Source organism: Roseateles sp. FW301-B2, from assembly GCF_058788955.1.
Genome location: NZ_JBYTBE010000037.1, coordinates 17,575 through 40,011 on the forward strand (window position 1 = coordinate 17,575; position 22,437 = coordinate 40,011).

The window sequence follows — 22,437 nt, forward strand, 5'->3', positions numbered from 1 at the left end:
CTTCGCATTCGCATCGGGAAACTCATATGAAGCCTTTGAGACGCTGGGCCCTGCCGATTCTGTGCGGCGGCCTGATGATGGGCCTGGCGCTGGGCGTGCGCCATGTGCAGGGCTTGTTCCTGCTGCCCATCGGCCTGGAGCGCGGCTGGGGCCGCGAGAGCGTGGCCCTGGCGCTGGCGCTGCAGAACCTGGTCTGGGGCCTGGCCCAGCCCTTTACCGGCATGCTGGCGGACCGCTTCGGCTCGCGCCGGGTGGTGATGGCCGGCTGCCTGCTCTATGGCCTGGGGCTGTGGGCCATGGCCACGGCGCAGAGCCTGTGGCTGCTCTACCTGGGCTCCGGCCTGCTGGTGGGCCTGGGCCTGGCCTGCACCGCGTTCGGCGTGGTCTATGGGGCCCTGAGCCGCATCGTCGCGCCGACGCAGCGTGCGGCGGTGCTGGGGCTGACCGGCGCCGTCGGCGGGCTGGGCCAGTTCCTCGCCGTGCCGCTGACCCAGGGCTTGATGCAGGGGCTGGGCTGGTCGGCCACCCTGCTGTGCCTGGCCGTGCTGATCGCGCTGGCCCTGCCGCTGGGCTGGCCGCTGGACGACCGCCAGCCGCGGGGTGCTGGCGTGGGCGATGGCGGGCTGGGCCGGGCCCTGCGCGACGCCTTTGCCCAGCCGGGCTTCTGGCTGCTCAATCTGGGCTTTCTGGCCTGCGGCTTCCAGCTTGCCTTCATCGCCACCCACCTGCCGGCCTATCTCCTGGAGCGCGGCCTGCCGGCCGGCCAGGCGGCCAGTGGCCTGGCCCTGATCGCGCTGAGCAATATCGGCGGCACCTATCTGTGCGGTTGGCTGGGCGGGCGCTGGCGCAAGAAACAGCTGCTGACCCTGCTCTACCTGCTGCGCACCGCGGTGATCGCGCTGTTCCTGCTGCTGCCGCTCAGCAACTGGAGCGTGCAGCTGTTCTGCATCGCGATGGGCCTGCTGTGGCTGGGCACGCTGCCGCTCACCAACGGCCTGGTGGCCCAGGTGTTCGGCCTGCGCTATCTCTCCACCCTGTTCGGCTTCACCTTTGTGGGCCATCAGCTGGGCTCCTTCCTGGGCGTCTGGCTGGGCGGGCGGGTGTTCGACGCCACCCACAGCTATGCGCCGATGTGGTGGATCGCGATGGCCCTGGGCCTGCTGGCGGCGCTGCTGCACTGGCCCATCGACGATAGGCCGCGGCCGGCGCTGGCCGTGGCGTCGTGAAGCGCTGGCGGCATCTGGCGCTGCTGCTCATGCTGATGGCGCTGGCCCTGCTGGCGTTGCCGGCCTATCTGGAGCGCGCCGAGCTGCAGCTGTGGCTGCTGGGCCCGGCCTGGTGTGGCTAGCTAGCTAGCGCTTCAGCTGCGCGGCCGCCTGGCAGCCGGCGGTGTAGGCCTCCTCGAACACCGAATAGCCGGCCAGGTCGCTGTGCGCGAAGTGCAGCCGGCCCTGCGGTTTTCGCAGCGCCGCCAGCGCCGCCGAGCCGCGCAGGCCGGGCACGGGAATGCTCATCGCATGGCCCCAGCGCATCAGGTCCACGCGCAGCAGCTGGCGGTCCAGCTCGGGGTGCAGGGGGCGCAGCTCGGCCAGCACGCGCTCGGTCCATTCGGCCCAATCGCCCTGCAGCAGGCTCGCACGCTGCTGGCCGGGCAGGGCCCAGTAGGCGCTCAGCACCGTCGGCCCCGGGTAGGGGCGCAGGCTCTGGTGCATCGCATCCACATAGCCCAGCGCGGCGCTGCCGTAGCGCACATTGTCCCAGGCGGGTGCGGCGCCCAGGCGCTGCAGCGGCGCCTCGGCCAGCTGCAGATTGGCCACCAGCCAGGGCGCGTAGCGCAGCTGCTGGCCAAGCTCGCGCAGCGCCGCCGGCGGGTGCTCGATCAGGCGGCCGGCGATCAGCAGCGGCGTGGCCAGCACCGCCCGCGGGGCCAGCCAGCGCTCCAGCGTCTGCGTCGCTTCGTCGAATGCCAGCACCTCGACCTCGTGGCGCCCCTCGCGCAGCCGCAGCACCGTGCGGCCCGTCTGCAGTGCATCGCCCAGGGGTTCGGCCAGGCGCCGGGCGAGCCAGGCATTGCCCTCGGGCCAGGTCAGCACGGCCTCGCGCTCGGCGCTCTCGTCCTCGGGGGGATGGAAGCCATGCCGGCTGGCGAAATAGTGTAGGCCGGCCCAGGCCGAGACTTGGGCCGCGTCGGCGCCGAAGTCGTCGCGGCAGCAATAGTCCAGATACCAGCGCAGCTGCGCGTCATCCAGGCCCTGGGCCTGCAGCCAGGCGGCAAAGCTCTGGGCATCGAGGGCGGCGTGCGCGGGCGTCCAGGGTGCGCGCTGCGTCGGCATGGCAAAGCCCAGCCGCATGGCCTGCTGCACGGCGGCAGCGAACTGGCGGTACTGGCGGCGCGTGGCCTCGGTCTGCGCGGGGGGCAGCAGGCCCTCATGCCATTGGCCCTCGAAGAACAGGCGCTCCTGCGGGCTGTGGCACAGCATGCGTTCGTCGTAGACGGTGCGGCCCAGGGCCTGCCGCGCCAGGCCCAGCGCGTGCAGCAGCTCGCTCACCTCATGCGCATGCGGCCCTGGCAGCGGCAGGTAATGCGCGCCGAGCGGGCAGGCCATGCCGCCCATGCGATGGCCGCGGCTGTTGCCGCCGACCTCGTCGTCCAGCTCCAGCAGCGCGAAGTCGATGCCGGCCGCGGCCAGGCCGCGCGCGCAGGCAAGACCTGACACCCCGCCGCCGACGATCAGCACCTGGCTGCGGCGCGTGACGGCGGGCGCCGCGCTCGGCAGCGGCGTGCGCAGGCGGTGGCCGCGCGCCGCGCTGGCGCCGACCCAGCCGCCTTGGAGGGGCGGCTGCCCGGCCCGGCAGCCGGCGAGCAGGGCCGAGCTCGCGGCCAGCAGCTCGCGCCGTCTCAATGGACCTTGCCCCACTCGGCTTCGAACTCGTGCACCAGCACCTGGTTCGAGAGCCGATTGACCTCGGTCGGCACACGCGCCATGTCCGGCGGGAAGTCGCGCAGCGCCGCCATGCCCTCGGGCGTGAGGAAGCGCAGGCCGGCCGGCAGTGCGGTCGGGGCACGCCAGGGCCGCCGGCTGGCGATCACGAAGCCCCATTCGCCGAAGCTGGGCACATGGGCGTGGTAGGGCGTGGTGGCGAGGCCCACCGCCTCCAGCGTCGTCACCACGGTCCAGAAGCTGCGCCGCGCCAGCAGCGGCGAGGTGGTCTGCACCACCGCGAAGCCGCCGGCGGCCAGGCGCTGGTCCAGCAGCTGGTAGAAGCTGGTGGTGTAGAGCTTGCCGAGCGCGAAATTGCTGGGGTCGGGGAAGTCCACCACGATCACGTCGAACTGCGCGTCGGGGTGCTGCTCCAGCCAGCCAAAGGCGTCGGCATTGACGATGCGGAGCTTGGGGCTGAGCAGGGCGTCCTGGTTCAGCTGGCGCAACAGCGGCAGGCTCGAGAACAGCCGCGTCATGTGCGGGTCCAGCTCCACCAGGGTGACCTGCTCGACGCTGGCCCAGCGCAGGATCTCGCGCACCGCCATGCCGTCGCCACCGCCCAGCACCAGCACGTGCTTGGGCGCGCCCTGGGCCGCCATCGCCGGGTGCACCAGGGCCTCGTGGTAGCGGTACTCGTCGCGCGAATGGAATTGCAGATTGCCGTTCAGGAACAGGCGCACGCCCGCGCCGCCCTGGGTCAGCACCACGCGCTGGTAGTCGCTGGTCTCGCGCAGGATGATGTGCTCGCCGTAGAAGCGGTCCTCGGCCCAGGTGGTGAGCTGGTCGGCGCCCAGCATGGCGGCCAGCAGGGCGGCGACGGTGAGGCCGCAGGCCCAGGCATGGCGCGACCAGGCGCGCAGCTCGGCGCGGAACAGCCACAGCGCCCACACCGCGACGAAGGCGTTCAGGAGGCCGAAGAAGATGCCGGTGCGCACCAGGCCCAGCTGCGGCACCAGCAGCAGCGGGAAGGCCAGCGCCACCACGAGGGCGCCGAGGTAGTCGAAGGTCAGCACCTGCGAGACCAGCTCGCGCAAGGCATAGCGCTGGCTGAAATGCTTCTTGAGGATGCGCATCACCAGTGGGATCTCCAGCCCCACCAGCGCGCCCACCAGCAGCACCAGCCCATACAGCAGCACGCGGAAGGCGCCCAGCTGGGTGGGCGGCAGCAGGCTGTGGGCGGTGAACAGCGCGGCCGGCATGAGCCCGCCGATCAGGCCCACCAGCAGCTCGATCTTGAGGAACTGCGCCACCAGCTGGCGCTCCAGGTAGCGCGACAGCCAGGAGCCCAGGCCCATCGCGAACAGATAGGTGCCGATGATGGTGGAGAACTGCAGCACCGAGTCGCCCAGCAGATAGCTGGCAAGCGCGCCTGCGGCCAGCTCGTAGACCAGGCCGCAGGCCGCCACCACGAACACGCTGGCGAGCAGCAGCAACTCGTGCAGCGAGATGCGGGCGACAGGAGGGGAGGAAGAGGCGGCGGGCGCGTCGGACATGGGGCGAGAGGCTATCACGCGCCCACCCTCCGGCGGCTCAAGGTTGGCGCAGTTTCAGTGCCAGTTCCTGGTAGCTGGCCAGGCGCGGGCCACCCAGCGCAATCGCCCGTTCGATCGCCTCGCGCGCCGCCTCGCGCTGGCCCCGCTCCATCAGCACCTGGGCCAGGTTGTTCCAGGCATCGGCGGCGGCCGGCAGGCGCTGCACCGCGCGCCGGTAGGCGGCCTCGGCGCCGGCCAGATCACCCTGCGCATAGGCGGCGTTGCCGGCGCCCAGCAGCAGAGCCGGCTGTTCCGGCCAGCGCATCAGCGCCTGCTCGTAGGCCTGGCGTGCCGGCGCTGGCTGCACGCGTTCCAGCGCCGCGATCGCGGCCGCCAGCGGCGCGGCCTGGGCCGTCGCCGGCAGCCGATCCGGCGGCAGGGCCACCATCGCCCAGTAGCCGCCGCGCTCCCAGGTGCGCTCGAAGGTGGACAGCGACATCTCGAGCTCCGGCGTGTGGCCGGAATGCAGGTAGAGACGGTCGCGCTCGCGGTCGAAACCGAGCACCACGGCGTAATGCCAGACCGGGTAGACCGGCAGGGCCAGGTTCTGGAACACCAGCACCGGATGGCCGGCGGCCAGCTCCTGCAGCAGGGCCGGTAGCCTGGGCTCCAGGCGGTAGGCCGGCAGGCCCTGGCGGCGCGCCGCCACCAGCAGCTCGGTCTGCAGCGAGCCGCGGCGCCCGGGCAGGAAGACCTGGGGTCGCAGCTGCGCCGGCGTGGTGGCGAGGCCGGCCGATTGCAGCAGCATCGCCAGCGCCGCCGGGCCGCACTCGAACTCGTCCTGGTCGATGAAGGGCACGGTGCCGACCTGGGCCCGCGCCGGCAGGCCGGCCGGCCAGTCGGCCCGCAGCGCCTGCACTTGCGGCGTGCCGGCGCAGCCGCTCAGCAGCCCGGCCAGGCAAAGGACGAAAACGAAAAACCCCGCCGCGGCGGGGTGTTGCTGGCGCGGGCGGCCGGCGCCAGCCATGCTCATCGAATCGAGCGGGTGAAGGGGAAGACCTTGGTGAAGCCCAGGATGTCGGTCACCAGCAGCACGATGAAGAGGGTGAAGAGAATGCCCAGCACCTCGCCGCCGGCAGGCGCCTGCTCGATGCGGCCGGCCAGCTGCGCGGCCTCGGCATCGCTCATCGCCGCCACGCGTGCCAGCGCCGCCTGCGGGTCCACGCCCTGCTGCACCAGGGCCAGGCGCACGTCCTCGCGCGCGAAGAAGGCGTCGATGCGGGCGCGCTGCCCGCTCGTGTCGCCGGCCTCGGTCTCGACAAGGGCCTCGGTCGGCACGATGAGGGCATGGACGGGCATGCTCATCAGCGTGCAGGACAGCACCAGGGTGGAGGCAATCAGGCGTTTGGCGATCGTCATGGTTGTTTTCCCAACATCAAAGCGCGCCGAGTCTAGGCCGCCCGTGGCGCGCAGCCAAACACATTTACATCCGGCGACAGCTGGGCACGCCCGCTAGCGGCCGTTCAGGAAGGTCGTGTCGTAGAGCTGGCGGATGCGCTGCACGCCCTCGTCGTCATGCCAGCTCTCCAGCATGCGGCGGTAGGCGGGCGTGGGGCGCTCCGCCAGCAGCACCGCATCGACGGCCGCGATCACCTGGCGCCCCCATTCGGTCTTGGGGCACATCACCCGGTCCAGGCTGTGGCTGGACATTTCCTTGAAGGGCAGGGCCATCAGCGCGCCCTCATGGCCGGAACGCTTGGCCAGGTAGAAGGCCATCGCCGGGTATTCGAGCAGGTAGTCGATGCGCTCGGCCAGGATCAGTTGGACCGCCACATGGCGCGTCGAATGCAGATGGCCAGGCGGGTTCTGCAGCAGCAGCGCGTCGACCTCGGGGCTGTAGGAGCGTTCGCGCATGAAGCTGGCGCGTTCCGGATGCTGTTCCAGCAAGGTCTTCAGCGACAGCTCGCCCATGCCCTCGTAGGCCTTGCGATGGTCCTTGCGGATGATGATGCGGGGCGGCATCACCAGCGCGGCGGGCAAGGAGAAATAGGCAAATGCCTCGCGCTCCGGCGTCTTCCTGGCCGCCAGCCAGCACCAGTGGCTCTCGGCCTTGATCTCCTTGAGGATGCGCGGGATCGGCGCCGCCACCTCCTCGTGCTCGTACTGCGGCAGGCGCTTCTTCAGCAGGGCACGGATCTGGTCGTAAATGCCCTGGTCGCGGTCCGGCCCCTCGGGAATCATGAAGGGGGCCGAATCGGCCCAGCCCCAGCTGATCTTGTCGCCGGCCCAGGCCGGCGCGGCCGACAGGGCCAGCAGCAGGGCCGCGCACAGCAGGCGGGTCGGCAGGCCAGCCATGGCGTGGCGCCGCGCTCAGCCGTGGATGGCCGCCGAGACGATCATGCCGATCGAGATGCACATCGCCGCCACCACGATGGCCAGCGCCAGGTTCTTCTCCTCGACGATCTGCTCCCACAGCTTGTAGGGCGTGAGCTTGTCGATGATGACGAAGCTGATCCAGAACACCAGCACGCCCACCACCGCGTAGAGGATGGAACCCAGCACGATGCCGGGCTTGAGCCATTCGAGTCCGTCCATAGTCTTCTCCTTGTTCGCCTACTTGTGTCCACCGCCGCCGCTGCTGAAGCCGCCGAAGGAGCCGCCACCCGAGTTGATGCGCACACCGCTGCCGTTGCTGCGCTGCCGGCATTGCTGGTATTCGCTGCTGGCTTCGCCGTAGGCGTCCTTGTAGCTCTGGCAATCGTCGCTGCTGCAGGCGCGCACCAGCATGAACAGCGCCATGATGACAAACACCGCCACCACCAGCTTGAAGCCCAGGCTGTGCTCGCTGGCCGGGCCGGCGTCGCGCGCCAGCGTGGCCTGCGCCTCCGGCGCGAGCTTGGGAAAGGCGCGCGCCACCTCGGCGGCGTCGAGCTTGCGGCCATGGCTCCAGCTGATTTCCTGGCCCGCCTGCTCCTCGCGCGACAGCAGCTCGGTGCGGGCACCGCTCTTGTATTCGTAGTCGCTGACCTGGATGCGCTCCTCGCGCCGCAGCCGCCAGTAGAACTCGCCCAGCACATAGGTGCTCTTGGCCATATAGCTGTAGCGCAGCTTGAAGGGCTTGCCCTGCCATTCGACGCTGGCGCCGGCGCCCTTGGGCACGCCGGTGAGCGGCCGCACGATGGACCAGCCTTCCTCGGTGTCGACCAGGAAGACAAAGCCCTCGTTGCGGTTGTAGAGCAGGTATTCGCGCCAGAAGGTCTGTTCTTCGTCGTCGTCGCCCGGAGAACCCTGACTTCCGGGCAGATCGCAGCGCTCCTGGTAGCCCACCACCTGCCAGGGCAGGGGCGCGCCGCCCGCGACGGCCAGGCTGCCGATGCTGCCCAGCGGGATCTGCGGCGCCATGCCGTTCTGCTGCGCATAGTGGGCCAGGTCGGCACCCAGGCCCTGCGAGATGTCCACCACCGCATGGCACTGGCCGCAGACGATGCTCTTGCTGTCCTGCAGCCTGGGTGCCAGGGCGGCGCCGCAGCTGGGGCAGGCATAGGTCCTGGAGGCCATCGCCTTGGCGCCGGCCTCGGCCTCGCGCAGGCCGCTCATGGCCAGCTCGGCAATGCGCACCGGCCGCCCCACCGACCACAGCGGCGCCTCGGCCTGGCTGTATTCCAGCGTGCCCACCTCGTTCTGCGGATTGCGCAGATCGGCCACCAGGAACTGCCGGCCCAGCGCCGGCGGGTGGGGCAGCTCGCCCTGGGCGGCCGCCAGCGTCACCTGGGTCAGCGAGGCGACGCGCCAGGCCTGGCCGGCCAGCGGCAGCTGCGCGCCCAGGATCAGCTCATGGGCCTGCGGTGCGCGCTCGGCCAGCGGCGCCTCGAAGCCCAGCACGAAGCTGCCGTTGTCCTCGGCCAGCCAGGCGCTGCGGCCCGAGTCGAAGAGGGCGTGCCACTCGTTCCAGCTGCCGCCCTCGTAGGCCAGCTGCAGCCGGCCCACCAGGCGAAAGGCTGCGCCGGCAAAGCGGCCGGCGGCACCCAGCTGCAGCGGCGAATAGTCGTCGAACAGCTCGGCGCTCTCGCCGATCTTGCGCAGCGCCTCGCCCTCGCGCAGCAGGCTGCTGCGGCAGAAGCTGCAGACGGCGCTGGCCGAGGCCGCCGAGGCGAACTCGACCGGCGCGCCGCAGTTGGGGCAGTTGGCGCGCCAGCGGCGCTGGGTCTCCTCGCCGGCCAAGATTTACGCCAGCTTCTTCAGCAGCTCGGCCTTCTTGGCGGCGAATTCCTCGTCGGTCAGGATGCCCTTGGCCTTCAGGTCGCCCAGCTTCTCGATCAGGGCGATGATGCTTTCGGAAGTGGGCGTGGGTTCGCCGGTGACCGCGGCTTGCGCGGCTTTCGGGGCCTGCGCTGCCGCCAGGCCCTGGGCCAGCTGGCTCGCCATGGTCTGGCCCAGGGCAAGACCTGCCCCCAGGCCCATGGCGTCGCCGGCAATGCTGCCACCCCCGCCTCCGCCACCACCCGCGACGCCTTCGGCGAGCTTGGGAATGGCCTGTGCGGTCTGGTACTGCATGAACTGGCCCATGTTCTGGCCGCCGATCATGCCCATGCCGATCTTCTGGTCCAGGATCTTCTGCAGCTCGTCGGGCAGGGAGACGCTTTGCAGCGTCACCAGCTCCAGCTTCAGGCCCAGCTTCTCGAATTCGGGCGCCGTGGCCGTCTGCAGCTGCTTGGCGAATTCGATCTGGTTGGCCGCCAGATCCAGGAAGGGGATGCCGCTTTGCGCCACCGCATCGCTGATGTGCTGCAGCATCAGGCCGCGCAACTGGCCGTCCAGATCCTGCACCGTGTAGCGCTCGCGCGTGCCGGAGATCTCGGTGTGGAACAGCTTGGGGTCGGCCACGCGGTAGGCGAAGTTGCCGAAGGCGCGCAGGCGCACCGCACCGAAGTCCTTGTCGCGGATGGTGACCGGCTGGCTCGTGCCCCAGCGCTGGTCCACCTGCTGGCGCGTGCTGAAGAAGTAGACATCGCTCTTGAAGGGCGACTCGAAGAGCTTGTCCCAATTCTTCAGATAGGTCAGCACCGGCAGGGTCTGGGTGGTCAGCTTGTAGGTGCCGGGGCCGAACACATCGGCCACCTTGCCCTCGTTGACGAACACCGCCATCTGCGACTCGCGTACCGTCAGCGAGCCGCCATACTGGATCTCGAAATCCTGCATCGGGAAGCGCCAGGCCAGCGTGCCATCGCTGTCCTCGGTCCATTGCAGGATGTCTATGAACTGTTTCTTGATGAAGTCCATCAAACCCATGGTCGCGCTCCCGATATTGCAGTGAGTTCGCGGCGCTTGCCGCCGCGAGCGAAGTATCCACCAGCGCAGGGCCCATGTCCTTCCTCACGAAGGGTGGGTACTCAATGCCACAATTCGTGTCATGAACGACAGCCGCGTCAGCATCCAGACCCAAGACTTCGACCTCGGCGCCGAGACGCTGGCATTGCGCCAGCAGGACGGCGGCGTGGGCGCGGTGGTGAGCTTTGTGGGCACCGTGCGCGAGGCCAGCGATGGCGAGCAGGTCAGCCTGATGGAGCTGGAGCATTACCCGGGCATGACCGAGGCGGCCATTGAGGCCATGATCGATCAGGCCTTGCAGCGCTTCGACATCCGCGGCGCACGCGTGATCCACCGTGTCGGGCCCCTGGCGGCGCGTGAGCAGATCGTGCTGGTGCTGGTGAGCTCGGCGCACCGCGGCGAGGCCTTCCAGGCTTGCGAGTTCCTGATGGACTATCTGAAGACGCAGGCGCCGTTCTGGAAGAAGGAACACACCCCCGCCGGTGCCCATTGGGTCGATGCGCGCGTGGCCGACGATGCCGCGCTGGCGCGCTGGGGCATAGACGCGGGGAATGCCGGCGCATGAGCTTGAGCATGCTGAACCAGATCGCGGCGGTATCGGTCGGCGCCAGCCTGGGGGCGCTGGCGCGCTGGCGCGCCGGCATCCTGTTCAACCAGGTCTGGGCCGGCTTCCCGCTCGGCACCCTGCTGGTGAATGTGCTGGGCGGGCTGATGATAGGCATGGCGCTGGAATGGCTGGCGCGCTTCCCCGACGAGGGGCTGCGCCTGCTGCTGGTGACGGGCTTTCTGGGCGGGCTGACCACCTTCTCGACCTTTTCCGGTGAATCGCTGGCGCTGCTGCAGCGCGGCCTCTATGGCCTGGCGCTGGCGCACACCGCCGCCCATGTGCTGGGCGGGCTGGGCGGCGCGGTGCTGGGCCTGAAACTGATGCGCGACTTGATCTTGCTCAGGGTCTGAGCGTCTGGGGCCTTGCCGAGCGGCCCCAGTCTTGAAATCCTCGGGCTGGGTCCCACTTGCGTCCCAAGCGAGCACCCCCCCGGAGGATTTCAACCATGCGTGTCGACAAGTTCACCACCCTGTTCCAGGAAGCCCTGGCCGAGGCCCAGAGCCTGGCCGTCACCAAGGACAACCCCTATATCGAGCCGGCCCATGTGCTGGCCGCGATGCTGGCCCAGGCCGAGGGGCCGCGCGCGCTGCTGGAGCGTGCCGGCGTCAAGCTGGCGGCGCTGAAGACCTCGGTGGACGCGATCCTGGCCGGCCTGCCCCAGGTGCAGGGCGAGGGCCAGCAGGTGCAGCCCAGCCGCGATCTGGTGAGCCTGATGCAGAACGCCGAGAAGGAAGCGGCCAAGCGCGGCGACCATTTCATTGCCAGCGAAATGTTCCTGCTCGCCCTGGCCGATGCCAAGAGCGATCTGGCCGGCATTGCGCGCGGCCATGGCCTGACCCGCAAGGCGCTGGAGGCCGCGGTGGAAGCGGTGCGCGGCGGCCAGAAGGTCGATAGCCAGGAGGCCGAGGGCCAGCGCGAGGCGCTCAAGAAATACACGCTCGACCTCACCGAGCGCGCCCGCCAGGGCAAGCTGGACCCGGTGATCGGCCGCGACGACGAGATCCGCCGCGCCATCCAGGTGCTGCAGCGTCGCAGCAAGAACAACCCGGTGCTGATCGGCGAGCCCGGTGTGGGCAAGACCGCCATTGTCGAGGGCCTGGCGCAGCGCATCGTCAATGGCGAGGTGCCCGAGACCCTGAAGGGCAAGCGCGTGCTGGTGCTGGACATGGCGGGCCTCTTGGCCGGCGCCAAGTTCCGCGGCGAATTCGAGGAACGCCTGAAGTCGGTGCTGAAGGAAGTGGCGCTGGACGAGGGCCGCATCATCCTCTTCATCGACGAGCTGCACACCATGGTGGGCGCCGGCAAGGCCGAGGGCGCCATCGATGCCGGCAATATGCTCAAGCCCGCGCTGGCGCGTGGCGAGCTGCACTGCATCGGCGCCACCACCCTGGACGAATACCGCAAGTACGTGGAGAAGGACGCCGCGCTGGAGCGCCGCTTCCAGAAGGTGCTGGTGGATGAGCCCAGCGTGGAGGCCACCATCGCCATCCTGCGCGGCCTGCAGGAGAAGTACGAGGTGCACCATGGCGTGCAGATCACCGACCCGGCCATCGTGGCCGCGGCCGAGCTGAGCCACCGCTACATCACCGACCGCTTTCTGCCCGACAAGGCCATCGACCTGATCGACGAGGCCGCGGCCAAGATCAAGATCGAGCTGGACTCCAAGCCCGAGGTGATGGACAAGCTGGATCGCCGCATGATCCAGCTGAAGATCGAGGCCGAGGCGGTCAAGCGCGAGAAGGACGAGGCCTCCAAGAAGCGCCTGGCCCTGATCGAGGAAGAGCTGCTCAAGCTGCAGCGCGAGGCGAATGACCTGGAAGAGATCTGGAAGTCCGAGAAGGCCCAGGCCCAGGGCAGCGCGCATGTGAAGGAAGAGATCGACCGCATCAAGCAGCAGATCGAGGAACTCAAGCGCAAGGGCGATTTCAACAAGGTGGCCGAGCTGCAGTACGGCAAGCTGCCGGAGTTGGAGAAGCGCCTGAGCGACGCCCAGGCCAAGGAGGCCGGCAAGTCCGGCACGGGCGCCGGCGGCACGCCCAACAAGCTGCTGCGCACCCTGGTGGGGGCCGAGGAGATCGCCGAGGTGGTGGCGCGTGCCACCGGCATCCCGGTCTCCAAGCTGCTGCAGGGCGAGCGCGACAAGCTGCTGCAGATGGAAGCCAAGCTGCACCAGCGCGTGGTGGGCCAGGACGAGGCCATCACCGCGGTGGCGGACGCGATCCGGCGCTCGCGCGCCGGCCTCTCGGACCCGAACCGCCCGCTCGGCAGCTTCCTGTTCCTGGGCCCCACCGGCGTGGGCAAGACCGAGCTGTGCAAGGCGCTGGCGGGCTTTCTGTTCGACAGCGAGGATCACATGATCCGCATGGACATGAGCGAGTTCATGGAAAAGCATTCGGTGAGCCGCCTGATCGGCGCGCCGCCCGGCTATGTGGGCTACGACGAAGGCGGCTACCTGACCGAGGCGGTGCGCCGCAAGCCCTACAGCGTGCTGCTGCTGGACGAGGTGGAGAAGGCCCACCCGGACGTTTTCAATGTGCTGCTGCAGGTGCTGGACGATGGCCGCCTGACCGATGGCCAGGGCCGCACAGTCGACTTCAAGAACTGCGTCATCGTGATGACCAGCAACCTGGGTTCACAGCACATCATGGCGCTGGCGGGTGAATCGAGCGAGGTGATACGCGACGCCGTGTGGGGCGAGGTGAAGGCGCATTTCCGCCCCGAATTCCTCAACCGCATCGACGAGACCGTGGTGTTCCATGCGCTCGACAACAGGCACATCGCTTCCATCGCCAAGATCCAGCTGCAGGCGCTGGAGGCGCGGCTGGAGAAGCTGGAGATGAAGCTGGATGTGAGCGACGAGGCCCTGGCCGAACTTGCCAAGGTCGGCTTCGACCCCGCCTTCGGCGCCCGGCCGCTCAAGCGCGCGATCCAGCAGCGCATCGAGAACCCGCTCTCCAAGCTCATCCTGCAGGGCCGCTTCGGGCCCAAGGATGTGATCCCGGTGCGGGTGGAGGGGGGCGAGTTCGCGTTCGAGAGGGTGGTGCACTGAGCGCCAGGGCTCAGTACACCCAGCGCTCGAACAGGCGCTGCAGGCTCACGCCTGCGGCGCCTTCCATCGCCTGTTGCAGATCCGCGGCCCGCACGCTGCGTCCCGCGTTTGCCTGGGTATAGCGCTGCAAGCCCCGCCAGAACGCCGCCTCGCCCAGTTCCTGGCGCAGCGCATGCATGAAGAGCATGCCCTTGCTGTAGTGGATGGCGCGCTTCAGCCCGAGGCTGGGGTAGTCGCCCGGCCAGCTCAGCGGCTTGTCGAAGCCCGCCGCCTTGGCGCGCTCCCAGCGCCTGGCGGCCAGTTCCAGCTCGCGCTGGTAGGCGGCCTCGCCCCAGCGCTGCTGCTTCCAGGCCGCGGTCATGAAGCTGGTGATGCCCTCGTTGAGCCAGAACTCGTTCCAGTCGGCGCAGGTGATCAGATTGCCCCACCACTGGTGCGCCAGTTCGTGCGCGATCACCCAGTCCTCCTCGGGCGTCTCCAGGATGGGGTCCAGCATGGCCTTGCCGATCACGGCATGCCGGCTCACTTCCTGCGCCACGCCGCCCGGCACGAGCAGCTGGGTGTACTCGGCGTGCGGCAGGGGCAGGCCGGCCTTGGCCTCGAAGAAGGCCAGCATCGCCGGTGTGCTGGCAAAGCGCGCGCGCAGGCCGGCCTCGTCGTCCACGGCGCCCAGATAGCGCAGGGTCCTGCCGCTGGCGGTCTCGCTGGCCTCCTTGAATCGCCCGGCGGCAAAACCCAGCACATAGAGCGGGTAGGGGCGCTCGGCATCGCTGGCCACACTGAGCCAGCCGGGTGGCAGCGCGAACTGGACGTGCAGCGTCGCGCGCTCCAGCAGCCGGCCCACGCAGGGCAGCCAGTTGCAGCTCTGGTAGGCGGTGTAGACATAGTTCGGCCCGAACACCAGCCCCTCGGCCGCCGGCGCCTGGTAGCGCAGCGCCAGCGTCAGCCCCGGACCGACGCCGGCGGGCAACTGCACGTGCCAGCCCGCCTCGCTGTGGCGCAGGGGCAGGTCTTGCCCGTCCAGCTCGGCATGGCTGAGCTGCAGTCCCGGCGCGGCCACCAGCAGTTCGCGGCTGCCGGGCGGCACGCCGCTGATCTGCAGCCGGGCCTGGACCTGCAGGCGCTGCGCCTCGATGTCGGGTCGCACATGCAGGGCGTAATGCTCGGCCCGCTGTGCCAGCGCCGGGCCGGCCAGCGCCAGCAGCGCCAGCAGGCGCCAGACGGATGTCGGGGCCATGGGGGTCAGTTGCGCGCGTGCGTGACGCGGTATTCGGCCACGCCCTCAAGCTCGTGCAGACGGCTGGAGAAACGCGTCAGCGTGGTGCTCTTGTAGTTGCGCTTGGCGGTGCAGACGAAGCGCCATTCCTCGCGCTCGCCATTGCGTTCGATGCTCAGCGAGCCGGGGGCGAAGCGAAAGCCCAGGCGCTCGGAGAAATCGGCCAGCTCGTCCTGCTGGAAATGCCGGCCGGGCTTGCCACGTATCAGCACCGAGATGGCGGGGTGCGAGGGCAGCTTGGCCTCCAGCTTGGCGCCCCACATCATCAGGCCGGCGCACAGCAGGGTCAGCATGATGGCGGCGAAATAAAAGCCCATGCCCAGCAGGATGCCGATCGCCGAGGCCGCCCATAGCGAGGCCGCCGTGGTGAGGCCGCTGATGTTCATGCCCTCGCGCATGATGACGCCGGCGCACAGGAAACCGATGCCGGTGACCACGCCCTGGATGACACGGGTCGGGTCGGTGAACTGCGGCGTGCTGCCGCCGGCCACATGACCGCCGAACCATTGGTCCGGATAGCCCACCAGAATCGTCACCGCGCAGGCCGCCATGCAGACCAGGGCATAGGTGCGCATGCCGGCGGCGCGGCCGTGGAAGGCACGTTCGTAGCCGAGTACCAGCCCCAGCAGCATGGCGCCCATCAGGTGCAGCAGCATCAGCACATTGGCCTGCCACTGCGCGGCGGTCCAGTAGCGCAGCAGGTGGTCGAAATCGAGCAGGTTCATGGGCCCATGCTAAACCCGCGCCCGCGCCTGGCGAGGGCAAGAAAAAGGGGCCTTGCGGCCCCCGTCTCGATTCTGCAACGTCGGCCTCAGACGGCCAGCAGCTCCACTTCGAACAGCAGCGTGGCATTGGGCGGGATCACGCCGCCGGCGCCGCGTGCGCCATAGCCCAGCTCGGCCGGGATCACCAGCATGCGCGTGCCGCCCACCTTCATGCCTTGCACGCCCTCGTCCCAGCCACGGATCACCTGGCCCTGGTCCAGATGGAAGCGGAAGGGGTCGCCGCGGTCCTTGCTGGAGTCGAACTTCTTGCCGCGCAGGCCGTTCTTGTAGAGCCAGCCGGTGTAGTGCACGGTGACGCGCTGGCCAGACTTGGCCTCGGCGCCTTCACCCAGGGTGACGTCCTGGAACTGCAGGCCGGAGGCGGTGCTCTGCAGCTGGAGGCTGATCTCGCCACCTCCGTCTTGGCCGCCGCTGACCGCCAGCAGCTCCACCTCGAACATCAGCGTGGCATTGGGCGGGATCACGCCGCCGGCGCCGCGCGCGCCATAGCCCAGCTCGGGCGGGATCACCAGCACGCGCGTGCCGCCGATCTTCATGCCCTGCACGCCCTCGTCCCAGCCGCGGATCACCATGCCGCCGTCCAGCTCGAACTGGAAGGGGTCCTTGCGGTCCTTGCTGGAGTCGAACTTGGCGCCCTTGACGCCATCTTTGTAGAGCCAGCCGGTGTAGTGCACGGTGACGTCCTGGCCGGACTTGGCTTCGGCGCCGGTGCCGGTCACGGTGTCGTCGTATTGCAGGCCGCTGGGGGTGGTGTTCATGTCATTTCCTTTTCTGCGGAGGCCGGCATCATGCCATCAAACCGGGTCCGGCAGCCGGTAGGGCCAGGCGGCCACGGCCTCGGCCAGGGCTTCGGGCAGGCTGCTGGCCTGCAGCGCCAGCCCCAGCGGCAGCGCCGCCTGCTTGAGCGCGGCCAGCGGGTCGCCCAGCTCCACCGGCAGCGCGCCGTTCTGCTTGGAGAGCTTCTCGCCATTGGCACCCAGCACCAGGGGCGTGTGCAGATAGGCGGGCCGCGCGTAGCCCAGCAGCTGCTGCAGGCGGATCTGGCGCGGCGTGTTGTCGGCCAGGTCTTCGCCGCGCACCACATGGCTGATGCCCTGCTCGCCGTCATCCACCACCACCGCCAGCTGGTAGGCCCACAGGCCATCGGCGCGCTTGAGCACGAAGTCGCCCACCGCATGGGTCAGGTCTTGCGCTTGCGCGCCCAGGCGGCGGTCGTGCCAGGCTATCAGCAGCGGCCGCTCGTCGGCCCGGCCCGCTGTGCTGCGCAGCCGCCAGGCCCGTAGCGGGCGGCCCTGCGTGCCGGCGCGGCAGGTACCGGGGTAGACCAGCTCGCCATGGCGCTGCAGCGCCCCGCCGGCGGCGGCGATGGCGGCGGCGATGTCCTTGCGCGAGCAGGCGCAGCCATAGACCCAGCCCTCGGCCTCCAGCCGCGCGAGGGCCTGCGCATAGTGCGCGCCGCGCTGCGATTGCCACAGCGGGGCCGCGTCGGGCAGCAGGCCCAGGGCGGCCAGCTGGCCCAGGATCAGGCGGTCGGCGCCGGGCACGCAGCGCGGCAGGTCCACATCCTCGATGCGCACCAGCCAGCGGCCGCCATGGGCGCGCGCGTCCAGCCAGCTGGCCAGCGCCGCCACCAGGGAACCTGCGTGCAGCAAACCGGTCGGGGAGGGCGCAAATCGACCAACATAGCGCCCGACATAGCCCAGGCTCACAAGAGCAGCCCCTCATGCTGCTCCACCAAGGCCTTGCGTGTGGTGGTGCTCTGCAGCTGCTGCAGCCACCAGGCCAGCGCCTTGGCCGGCGGGTGGCCTGTGCTGCGCCATGCGTAGTGCAGCGGGATCAGGCGGCGCTTCTGGTAGGTGCTCTTGTGCACCAGCCGGCCGGCCTCGATATGGCGCCGCACCATCGGCGCGGGCAGGGCGCCGCAGCCCAGGCCGCGCAGCATGGCCTCCAGCTTGGCGGCCATCGAGGGCATGGTCAGCACCTCCTGGCCGGGCATCACGCCCACCGTCATCGGCTCCATATGGCGGGCCGTGTCGGCCACGGTGACGATGCGATGCTCGGCCATGGTGGCGGCCGAGAGCGGCTCGGGCCGCTCGGCCAGCGGGTGGTGCGGCGCCACGCAGAACATCATTTCCATCTCGGCCAGCGGCTCGCACACCACCGCCGTGCCGGGCGGTTGCGCCGAGGTGCCGATGGCCAGATCCGCCTGGCCCGACATCAGCGCCTCCCAGGTGCCCGACAACACCTCCACGCGCAGCTTCAGCCGCGTGGGCGGGGCGCCGCCCTCGGGCAGGCGCTGGCTGTAGAAGGCCTCCATCAGGTCGAACACGGCGCGGCGCGCGATCGCATCGTCGATGGCGATGGTGAGCTGGCTCTCCCAGCCGGTGGCCACGCGCCGCACGCGATTTGCCACCGCGTCCATTTCCTGCAGCAGGCGACGGCCCTCGTTGAGCAGCTCCTGGCCGGCGGCGGTGAGCACGGCCTGGCGCGAGCTGCGGTCGAACAGCAGCACGTCCAGCGCCTCCTCGAGCTGGCGCACGCTGTAGGTGAGGGCCGAGGGCACCTTGCCGATCTCGCGCGCGGCGGCGGCAAAGCTGCCGGTGCGGGCGATGCTGTCCATCATGGACAGGGCTTCGGGGGTGAGGACGCGGCGCTTGTCCGTGCTTTTGCTCTGGGTCGACATGGTTTCATCTTATTTGAACGCTGGCTTCAAGGCGTTCCAGCCACGCCGCCGGGGTGCGCTCCTACATTGGATGCCAACAAGGAGCGACGCACCATGCTTGAACTGATCCGATCCTGCGACCGTGGCTATGCCGACCATGGCTGGCTGAAGAGCTATCACAGCTTCTCGTTTGCCGACTACTACGACGCCCGCCGCATGGGCTTCGGCGCGCTGCGCGTCATCAACGAGGACCGCATCGCCCCCGGCACCGGCTTCGGCACCCACGGCCACCGCGACATGGAGATCATCAGCTATGTGCTGGAGGGCGAACTGGCGCACAAGGACAGCATGGGCAATGGCCAGGCCGGCGCCGCTGAATCGGGCAAACAAGCCGGCGTGATACGCCCGGGCGACGTGCAGCGCATGAGCGCCGGCACCGGCGTGATGCACAGCGAGTTCAACCACGCCAAGGACCGCAGTACGCATTTCCTGCAAATCTGGATCCAGCCGGACGTGCGCGGCGTGGCACCCGACTACGAGCAGATCCATGTGCCGGCCGAGCAAAAGCGCGGCCGCCTGCGGCTGCTGGCCTCGCCCGATGGCGCGGAGGGCTCGGTGCGCATCCATGCCGATGCGCGCCTGTATGCCGGCCTGTTCGATGGCACCGAGGCCGCGCAGCTGAACCTGAGCGCCGCGCGCCTGGCCTATGTGCACCTGGTGCGCGGCGAGCTGACGGTGAACGGCAAGGCCCTGAAGGCGGGCGACGCGCTGCAGATCAGCGAGGAGACGCGGCTGAGCCTGGGCCAGGGCCGCGACGCCGAGGTGCTGGTGTTCGACCTCCAGCCCTGAGGACGGCCCTGATCAGCTCGGCAGCGAGACCGCGTCCAGCAGCTCGCTCTCGATCTGCAGCTGCAGCTTGTTCTGCTGCAAGGCGGCGCCGTCCACCAGAAAGGTGTCCTCGACGCGCTCGCCCAGGGTGGAGATCTTGGCCAGCTGCAGATTGATGTGGTGGCGCGCCAGCACGCGCGCGATCGCGTAGAGCAGGCCGGCGCGGTCGCTGCTGCTGATCGAGAGCAGCCAATGCTGGGCGCGCTCGTCGGGCCGCAGCGTGACGCGCGGGGTGAAGGGGAAGGACTTGACCCGGCGCGACAGGCGCCCGCGGCGCGGCTCGGGCAGCGGGCCGGTGGCCGCCAGCGCCTGCGCCAGCTTGGACTCCACCAGCGAGACCAGGTCGCGGTGATGCAGCTCCTGGTCGGGCGAGATGATCTGGAAGGTGTCGAGCGCAAAGCCCTGGCGCGTGGTGTGCACCTTGGCGTCCAGGATGTTGAAGCCGGCGCTGTCGAAATAGCCGCAGATGCGCGCGAACAGGTCCTGCTGGTCGGGCGCATAGACCAGCACCTGCAGGCCTTCGCCCACCGGCGAGGGGCGCGCGCGCACCACCGGCACGGTGCTTTGCACATGGCGCCACAGCGAGCGCGCATGCCAGGCCAGGTCGCTGGCATCGTGGCGGGCGAAATAGCTGACGGTGAGCGTTTCCCACAGGGGGCCCTCGGTGCCCGGCAGCATCGAGCGCAGGGCCAGATCTTGCCTGGCCTCCTGCTTGCGGGCCTCGATCTCGACGTCCATGCTCACCCGGGCGCCGCCCAGGGCACGCAGGGTCAGGCGGTAGAGGTCTTCCAGCAGCTTGCCCTTCCAGGCATTCCAGACCTTGGGGCTGGTGCCGCGGATGTCGGCCACGGTGAGCAGATAGAGGGCGGTGAGGTGGCGCGCATCGCCCATCTTCTTGGCGAAGGTCTCGATCACCTCGGGGTCGGAGAGATCCTCCTTCTGCGCCACGCGCGACAGCGTCAGGTGGTGCTGCACCAGGAACTGCACCAGCTCGGCATCCGCCTTGGCCAGGCCATGCTCGCGGCAGAAGCGCCGCACCTCGCGCGCGCCCAGGTCGGAGTGGTCGCCGCCGCGGCCCTTGGCAACGTCGTGGAAGATCGCGGCGATGTAGAGCAGCCAGGGCTTCTCGAACTGCGCCGCCAGCTGCGAGCAGAAGGCGTACTCGTGCGCATGCTCGGGGATGAAGAAGCGCCGCACATTGCGCAGCACCATCAGGATGTGCTGGTCCACCGTGTAGACGTGGAACAGGTCGTGCTGCATCTGCCCGACGATGCGGCGGAACACCCACAGATAGCGCCCCAGCACCGAGGTCTGGTTCATGAGCCGGAAGGCATGGGTCTGGCCCTCGGGCTGCTGCAGGATGCGCACAAAGGTGGCGCGGTTCACCGGGTCGCGCCGGAAGGCGCTGTTCATCAGCTCGCGCGCGTTGTAGAGCGCGCGCAGGGTGCGCGCCGAGAGGCCGTTGATGCCGGGCGTGCGCTGGTAGACCACGAAGGTCTCGAGGATGGCATGCGGGTCGCGCTCGTAGAGATCGTCGCTCGCCACCTCCAGCATGCCGGCGCGGTCCAGAAAGCGCTCGTCGATGCGGCGCATCGGCGCGTTCTGCGAGCCGTTGATCTGCTCTTCCAGGTTCAGCAAGAGGATCTGGTTGAGCTGGCTCACCGCCTTGGCGGCCCAGTAGTAGCGCCGCATCAGCACCTCGGAGGCGCGCTGGGCCTTGCTGGCCAGGTAGCCGAAGCTCTCAGCCACGGCGTTCTGCAGGTCGAACACCAGGCGATCCTCGCGCCGGCCCGCCACCACATGCAGGCGCGCGCGTATCAGCTTCAGCACACCCTCGTTGCGCTGCAGCTGGCGGCTCTCGAAGGGCGTGATCAGGCCCTTGGCGGCCAGCTGGGTCCAGGTCTTGCCCAGGCCGGCGGCGCGCGCGATCCAGATCAGCAACTGCAGGTCGCGCAGCCCGCCCGGGCTTTCCTTGCAGTTGGGCTCCAGCGCGTAGGGGGTCTCGTCGTACTTGGTATGGCGCTGGCGCATCTCCAGCACCTTGGCGCGCAGAAAGGCCTTGGCGTCCATGGCCGCGGCGATGCGCTGCTCGAAGCGCTTGAAGAGCGGCTTGGCGCCGGCCAGCAGGCGCGCCTCCAGCAGCGCGGTCTGCACCGTCACGTCGCCGGCGGCCTCGCTGACGCATTCGTCCACCGTGCGTACCGAGGAGCCGATCTCCAGGCCGATGTCCCAGCAGGCGGTGATGAAGGCCTCGATGCTGGCCTTCAGCGGCCCGGGCTGGTAGGGCTCCAGCCCGTCGGGCAGCAGCAGCAGCACGTCCACATCGGAGTAGGGGAACAGCTCGCCGCGGCCATAGCCGCCCACCGCGGCCAGCGCCGCGCCCTCGGGCAGGCCGGCCTGGCGCCACAGGGTCTGCAGGGTGGCGTCGACATGGCGCGCCAGCTTGCGCATCAGGCCGGTGGCGGCCCCCACGGTGGGTTCGGCGTCGCGGAAGGCCTGCAGCAGGCCGGTCTTGCCGGTCTTGAAGTGCTGTTTCAGTTCGGCAATGCCGATGACCGGAACGGTCATGGATCAGCCGGTGATGAAGGCCGGCGGCGGCGGGCTGCCGGCCGAGAGCGTCATCACCTCGTAGCCGGTCTCGGTCACCACCAGGGTGTGCTCCCATTGCGCGGACAGCGAGCGGTCCTTGGTGACGATGGTCCAGCCATCGCCCATCTCGCGGATCTCGCGGCGGCCGGCGTTGATCATCGGCTCGATGGTGAACACCATGCCGGGCACCAGCTCTTCCAGCGTGCCGGGGCGGCCGTAGTGCAGCACCTGCGGCTCTTCATGGAACTTTTGGCCGATGCCATGGCCGCAGAACTCGCGCACGATGGCGAAGCCGGCGTTCTCGGCAAAGGTCTGGATGGCATGGCCGATGTCACCCAGGCGCGCGCCCGGCTTGACCTTGGCAATGCCCTTCCACATCGCTTCGTAGGTGAAGGCGCACAGGCGCTTGGCCGCGATCGAGCCCTCGCCGACGATGAACATGCGGCTGGTATCGCCATGCCAGCCGTCCTTGATGACGGTGACGTCGATGTTGACGATGTCGCCGTTCTTCAGCGGCCGGTCGTTCGGGATGCCATGGCAGACCTGATGGTTGATCGAGGTGCAGATGGACTTGGGGTAGGGCGTGTAGCCCGGCGGGCAGTAGTTCAGCGGCGCGGGGATGCCCTGCTGGACGTTCACGATGTGATCGTAGGCGAGCTTGTCGAGTTGGTCCGTCGTGATGCCGGGCTTCACATGGGGGGTGAGCATGTCCAGCACTTCGGAGGCCAGGCGGCCCGCCACGCGCATCGCGGCGATATCGGCCGCGGACTTGATGGTGATCGTCATAGGGCGCTATT

21 protein-coding genes and 1 pseudogene are annotated in these 22,437 nt (G+C 69.4%); 6 read left to right on the plus strand and 16 right to left on the minus strand.

Annotated elements, in window-relative coordinates:
- Positions 1–26: 26 nt before the first annotated feature.
- Positions 27–1,226 (plus strand): MFS transporter, encoded by a 1,200-nt coding sequence (locus tag AC3WQY_RS20470; protein WP_492710387.1) that lies wholly within the window; start codon positions 27–29, stop codon positions 1,224–1,226.
- The gene (locus tag AC3WQY_RS20475; protein WP_492710388.1) at positions 1,223–1,348 is read left to right on the plus strand and encodes a hypothetical protein; all 126 of its coding nucleotides are present in this window, start codon (positions 1,223–1,225) and stop codon (positions 1,346–1,348) included. Before AC3WQY_RS20470 ends, AC3WQY_RS20475 begins: the two co-directional genes overlap by 4 nt.
- Positions 1,349–1,352: 4 nt before the next feature.
- Here the strand turns inward: AC3WQY_RS20475 and AC3WQY_RS20480 are convergent, their stop codons facing one another.
- The 8 genes from AC3WQY_RS20480 to AC3WQY_RS20515 all read right to left on the minus strand — a co-directional run bounded on the left by AC3WQY_RS20480 (position 1,353) and on the right by AC3WQY_RS20515 (position 9,745).
- Entirely contained in the window at positions 1,353–2,918 is a 1,566-nt protein-coding gene (locus tag AC3WQY_RS20480) for a flavin monoamine oxidase family protein (RefSeq protein ID WP_492710389.1), read from the minus strand.
- Positions 2,900–4,477, minus strand: a complete 1,578-nt coding sequence (locus tag AC3WQY_RS20485; RefSeq protein ID WP_492710390.1) for a polyamine aminopropyltransferase — start codon at positions 4,475–4,477, stop codon at positions 2,900–2,902. The genes AC3WQY_RS20480 and AC3WQY_RS20485 overlap by 19 nt, the downstream gene beginning before the upstream one ends.
- A gap of 37 nt (positions 4,478–4,514) precedes the next feature.
- Entirely contained in the window at positions 4,515–5,489 is a 975-nt protein-coding gene (locus tag AC3WQY_RS20490) for a PA2778 family cysteine peptidase (RefSeq protein ID WP_492710391.1), read from the minus strand.
- Positions 5,486–5,875: a PA2779 family protein gene (locus AC3WQY_RS20495; RefSeq protein ID WP_492710392.1), complete on the minus strand. Its 390-nt coding sequence runs from the start codon at positions 5,873–5,875 to the stop codon at positions 5,486–5,488. Before AC3WQY_RS20495 ends, AC3WQY_RS20490 begins: the two co-directional genes overlap by 4 nt.
- Before the next feature lie 93 nt (positions 5,876–5,968).
- Positions 5,969–6,811 (minus strand): TIGR02285 family protein, encoded by an 843-nt coding sequence (locus AC3WQY_RS20500; protein WP_492710393.1) that lies wholly within the window; start codon positions 6,809–6,811, stop codon positions 5,969–5,971.
- A 15-nt stretch (positions 6,812–6,826) separates the two neighbouring features.
- A complete protein-coding gene (locus tag AC3WQY_RS20505; RefSeq protein WP_285232567.1) occupies positions 6,827–7,051 on the minus strand; it encodes a DUF350 domain-containing protein in 225 nt (74 codons plus the stop codon).
- Between the two features lie 18 nt (positions 7,052–7,069).
- Positions 7,070–8,677, minus strand: coding sequence for a DUF4178 domain-containing protein (locus AC3WQY_RS20510; RefSeq protein ID WP_492710394.1), 1,608 nt, complete (start codon positions 8,675–8,677; stop codon positions 7,070–7,072).
- 3 nt (positions 8,678–8,680) lie between these two features.
- Positions 8,681–9,745, minus strand: a complete 1,065-nt coding sequence (locus AC3WQY_RS20515) for an SPFH domain-containing protein (protein ID WP_492710395.1) — start codon at positions 9,743–9,745, stop codon at positions 8,681–8,683.
- 121 nt (positions 9,746–9,866) lie between these two features.
- Between AC3WQY_RS20515 and AC3WQY_RS20520 the strand changes: the two genes are divergently transcribed.
- From AC3WQY_RS20520 to clpB, 3 genes are all read left to right on the plus strand, one after another.
- Positions 9,867–10,349, plus strand: a complete 483-nt coding sequence (locus AC3WQY_RS20520) for a molybdenum cofactor biosynthesis protein MoaE (RefSeq protein WP_285232564.1) — start codon at positions 9,867–9,869, stop codon at positions 10,347–10,349.
- An 8-nt stretch (positions 10,350–10,357) separates the two neighbouring features.
- On the plus strand, positions 10,358–10,741 hold the full coding sequence (gene crcB, locus AC3WQY_RS20525; RefSeq protein WP_285232563.1) for a fluoride efflux transporter CrcB: 384 nt from the start codon (positions 10,358–10,360) through the stop codon (positions 10,739–10,741).
- Between the two features lie 95 nt (positions 10,742–10,836).
- Positions 10,837–13,440, plus strand: coding sequence for an ATP-dependent chaperone ClpB (gene clpB / locus AC3WQY_RS20530; RefSeq protein ID WP_492710396.1), 2,604 nt, complete (start codon positions 10,837–10,839; stop codon positions 13,438–13,440).
- A 10-nt stretch (positions 13,441–13,450) separates the two neighbouring features.
- Here clpB and AC3WQY_RS20535 read toward each other — a convergent pair whose 3' ends face one another.
- The 6 genes and pseudogenes from AC3WQY_RS20535 to AC3WQY_RS20560 all read right to left on the minus strand — a co-directional run bounded on the left by AC3WQY_RS20535 (position 13,451) and on the right by AC3WQY_RS20560 (position 18,184).
- A complete protein-coding gene (locus tag AC3WQY_RS20535) occupies positions 13,451–14,677 on the minus strand; it encodes a M1 family metallopeptidase (protein WP_492710397.1) in 1,227 nt (408 codons plus the stop codon).
- A gap of 5 nt (positions 14,678–14,682) precedes the next feature.
- The gene (locus tag AC3WQY_RS20540) at positions 14,683–15,441 is read right to left on the minus strand and encodes an MgtC/SapB family protein (protein WP_492710399.1); all 759 of its coding nucleotides are present in this window, start codon (positions 15,439–15,441) and stop codon (positions 14,683–14,685) included.
- 86 nt (positions 15,442–15,527) lie between these two features.
- Positions 15,528–15,875 carry an FKBP-type peptidyl-prolyl cis-trans isomerase gene (locus tag AC3WQY_RS20545; protein ID WP_285235670.1) on the minus strand — a complete coding sequence of 116 codons (348 nt, stop codon included), beginning with the start codon at positions 15,873–15,875 and terminating at the stop codon, positions 15,528–15,530.
- 39 nt (positions 15,876–15,914) lie between these two features.
- A pseudogene (locus tag AC3WQY_RS20550) lies at positions 15,915–16,259 on the minus strand (FKBP-type peptidyl-prolyl cis-trans isomerase); the annotation flags it as partial.
- 36 nt (positions 16,260–16,295) lie between these two features.
- Positions 16,296–17,210: a tRNA glutamyl-Q(34) synthetase GluQRS gene (gluQRS, locus tag AC3WQY_RS20555; RefSeq protein ID WP_492710401.1), complete on the minus strand. Its 915-nt coding sequence runs from the start codon at positions 17,208–17,210 to the stop codon at positions 16,296–16,298.
- Positions 17,207–18,184 (minus strand): LysR family transcriptional regulator, encoded by a 978-nt coding sequence (locus AC3WQY_RS20560; RefSeq protein WP_492710403.1) that lies wholly within the window; start codon positions 18,182–18,184, stop codon positions 17,207–17,209. Before AC3WQY_RS20560 ends, gluQRS begins: the two co-directional genes overlap by 4 nt.
- Before the next feature lie 93 nt (positions 18,185–18,277).
- Between AC3WQY_RS20560 and AC3WQY_RS20565 the strand changes: the two genes are divergently transcribed.
- Positions 18,278–19,012, plus strand: a complete 735-nt coding sequence (locus AC3WQY_RS20565; protein ID WP_492710404.1) for a pirin family protein — start codon at positions 18,278–18,280, stop codon at positions 19,010–19,012.
- A gap of 12 nt (positions 19,013–19,024) precedes the next feature.
- Here AC3WQY_RS20565 and AC3WQY_RS20570 read toward each other — a convergent pair whose 3' ends face one another.
- Both AC3WQY_RS20570 and map read right to left on the minus strand, forming a co-directional pair.
- A complete protein-coding gene (locus tag AC3WQY_RS20570) occupies positions 19,025–21,619 on the minus strand; it encodes a [protein-PII] uridylyltransferase (RefSeq protein WP_492710406.1) in 2,595 nt (864 codons plus the stop codon).
- A 3-nt stretch (positions 21,620–21,622) separates the two neighbouring features.
- Entirely contained in the window at positions 21,623–22,426 is an 804-nt protein-coding gene (gene map, locus AC3WQY_RS20575) for a type I methionyl aminopeptidase (protein WP_285232555.1), read from the minus strand.
- Positions 22,427–22,437: the final 11 nt, after the last annotated feature.

What these genes read in the sequence shown, in the direction of transcription:
- AC3WQY_RS20470 (WP_492710387.1), top strand. Translation starts at nt 27, where the DNA reads ATGAAGCCTTTGAGACGCTGGGCCCTGCCGATTCTGTGCGGCGGCCTG.
- AC3WQY_RS20485 (WP_492710390.1), bottom strand. Translation starts at nt 4,477, where the DNA reads ATGTCCGACGCGCCCGCCGCCTCTTCCTCCCCTCCTGTCGCCCGCATC.
- AC3WQY_RS20490 (WP_492710391.1), bottom strand. Translation starts at nt 5,489, where the DNA reads ATGAGCATGGCTGGCGCCGGCCGCCCGCGCCAGCAACACCCCGCCGCG.
- AC3WQY_RS20495 (WP_492710392.1), bottom strand. Translation starts at nt 5,875, where the DNA reads ATGACGATCGCCAAACGCCTGATTGCCTCCACCCTGGTGCTGTCCTGC.
- AC3WQY_RS20500 (WP_492710393.1), bottom strand. Translation starts at nt 6,811, where the DNA reads ATGGCTGGCCTGCCGACCCGCCTGCTGTGCGCGGCCCTGCTGCTGGCC.
- AC3WQY_RS20505 (WP_285232567.1), bottom strand. Translation starts at nt 7,051, where the DNA reads ATGGACGGACTCGAATGGCTCAAGCCCGGCATCGTGCTGGGTTCCATC.
- AC3WQY_RS20515 (WP_492710395.1), bottom strand. Translation starts at nt 9,745, where the DNA reads ATGGGTTTGATGGACTTCATCAAGAAACAGTTCATAGACATCCTGCAA.
- AC3WQY_RS20520 (WP_285232564.1), top strand. Translation starts at nt 9,867, where the DNA reads ATGAACGACAGCCGCGTCAGCATCCAGACCCAAGACTTCGACCTCGGC.
- crcB (WP_285232563.1), top strand. Translation starts at nt 10,358, where the DNA reads ATGCTGAACCAGATCGCGGCGGTATCGGTCGGCGCCAGCCTGGGGGCG.
- clpB (WP_492710396.1), top strand. Translation starts at nt 10,837, where the DNA reads ATGCGTGTCGACAAGTTCACCACCCTGTTCCAGGAAGCCCTGGCCGAG.
- AC3WQY_RS20535 (WP_492710397.1), bottom strand. Translation starts at nt 14,677, where the DNA reads ATGGCCCCGACATCCGTCTGGCGCCTGCTGGCGCTGCTGGCGCTGGCC.
- AC3WQY_RS20540 (WP_492710399.1), bottom strand. Translation starts at nt 15,441, where the DNA reads ATGAACCTGCTCGATTTCGACCACCTGCTGCGCTACTGGACCGCCGCG.
- AC3WQY_RS20560 (WP_492710403.1), bottom strand. Translation starts at nt 18,184, where the DNA reads ATGTCGACCCAGAGCAAAAGCACGGACAAGCGCCGCGTCCTCACCCCC.
- AC3WQY_RS20565 (WP_492710404.1), top strand. Translation starts at nt 18,278, where the DNA reads ATGCTTGAACTGATCCGATCCTGCGACCGTGGCTATGCCGACCATGGC.
- AC3WQY_RS20570 (WP_492710406.1), bottom strand. Translation starts at nt 21,619, where the DNA reads ATGACCGTTCCGGTCATCGGCATTGCCGAACTGAAACAGCACTTCAAG.
- map (WP_285232555.1), bottom strand. Translation starts at nt 22,426, where the DNA reads ATGACGATCACCATCAAGTCCGCGGCCGATATCGCCGCGATGCGCGTG.